Here is a 1,797-nt window from a genome sequence, read left to right as displayed (position 1 = left end):
CGGCGTGGAGCTGGCGCACCAGGGCCTCGTTGAGTTGGCTGCTGGCGAAGTCGAAGCCGGTCAGGTCCTTGTAGGTGGGGAAGCGGGCGGCCTTGAGCTGGTAGGCGATGGAGCGGACCTCGCGCTCGGCAATCTCAGCCTTGAGCAGCTGCAACAGGATGGGGATCGCGCTCTGGAAGGCGGGCGCGCCCTGCTCGGTCAGTTCGGCCGCGGCTTGTGCCATGCCGTGCATCTTGAGGCTGCGCAGCATGATGGTGATGGCGGCCGCCGCCGGGTCATGACGCATGACGGCCTCCCTGCCTCGGGCGCAGGCTGTCGTAGCGGGCGACGTTGGCGCTGGGCTCCTGTGCCAGCACCAGGGCCTGGGGCGCCTCGATCGGCGGCACCTGGGAGGTAGCCCCATCGGTCAGCCGGTGCAGCAGGTTCAGGATGTGGGTCTTGCTGGCGACACTGGCCTGCAGCGCCATCTCCACGGCAACCAGCACGGCCTGCTCGTCGTGCTGCAGCACCAGGGAGAGGATCTCCACCATCTCCCGGTCGCCGCCGGACCTGCCGTGCAGCTGACGCTGAAGCTGGCGGAACGTCTCCGGTAGTTCGGCGAAGGGCGCGCCGTTGCGTAGGGCGCCGGGCTTTCGCTGGACAACGGCCAGGTAGTGGCGCCAGATGTAGACGGTCCAGCCCTGGCCGTGGTGCGACCGCTCGATGATCCGCCGGTGCTCGCAGACGACCGCCCCCTCGGCGACCACCACGATGCGGTCAGGGTAGATCCGCAGGCTGACCGGCCGTTTGGCAAAGGAGGCGGGCACGCTGTAGCGGTTGCGGTCGAAGTGCACGAGGCAGGTGGGCGAGACCCGCTTCGTCTCGTCCACGAAGCCGTCGAAGACCCGCCGGACCGGCATCAGGCAGTCCACCTCCTGCCGCCAGGCTGCGGCGACGCTGCCGGGCTCCACCCCATGCGGGATCTCCTCCCAGAGGGTGCGGCACCGTTGCTCCAGCCAGGCATTCAGCGCCTCCAGGCTGGTGACCTGGGGAGTGGGCTGCCACAGCCGGTGCCGGGCGTCCTGGACGTTTTTCTCGACCTGGCCGCTCGCCCTGTCGCTCGGACCAGTGGCGCTCCAGGGCTCGCCCCAGCCTGACGCCGGATTGCAGAACTCGGGCTCGAACAGATAGTGGCTCGCCATGGCCAGGAAGCGGGCGTTGACCTGCCGCTCGCGGCTCGGGCCGATGCGGTCCACGGCGGTGCGCATGTCGACGCGAAGACGCGCGACGTGTTGTCGTAGATGCCGCGCCGCGGCACGCCGCCCAGCACGCGGAAGCCGTGGTTGTGGGCGTCGAACAGCATCTCGTGCGTCCGCAGGAGATAGGCCCGCACCAGAAAGGCCCGGCTGTGGCAGAGCTTGAGGTGGGCGACCTGCAGCTTGGTGCGCTCGCCGCCGATGACGGCATGCTCCTCGCTCCAGTCGAACTGGAACGCCTCGCCCGGGCCAAAGGCCAGCGGCACGAAGACACCGCGGCCAGAGGTCTGCTGCTGGCGTTGCCAGTCGTCCCGCCAGGCCCGCACAAAGGCGGCGACCCGCCGGTACGAGCCGTCGTAGCCCAGCCCCGCCAGCTCGGCGTGGAACTGCCGGGCCGTACGTTTCTGTTTGCGTGGCCTGCGGGCATCCGCCCGCAGCCAGGCGGCCAGCCGCTCGGCAAAGGAATCCAGCTTGCTGGGCCGATCGGGGGTCCTGAACACGGGCTCCACCGCGTCGGACCGCAGGTACTTGCGGATGGTGTTCCGCGACAGGCCGGTCCGGC

1 protein-coding gene and 1 pseudogene are annotated in these 1,797 nt (G+C 69.8%); both read right to left on the bottom strand.

Annotated features, from left to right (window positions below; translation table 11 throughout):
- A partial coding sequence (locus IBL25_RS25970) for an ATP-binding protein (RefSeq protein WP_238940681.1) occupies window positions 1–286 on the bottom strand: 286 nt, incomplete at its 3' end.
- Window positions 276–1,797, bottom strand: a pseudogene (gene istA / locus IBL25_RS25965) (IS21 family transposase); the annotation flags it as partial. The gene IBL25_RS25970 and the pseudogene istA, both read right to left, overlap by 11 nt.

Origin of the sequence: Pseudoroseomonas ludipueritiae, from assembly GCF_014490445.1 — a bacterium.
GTDB classification, from domain to species: domain Bacteria; phylum Pseudomonadota; class Alphaproteobacteria; order Acetobacterales; family Acetobacteraceae; genus Pseudoroseomonas; species Pseudoroseomonas ludipueritiae.
The sequence above is the reverse complement of the archived record's forward strand: the minus strand, read 5'-3'. Positions and strand labels throughout refer to the sequence as shown.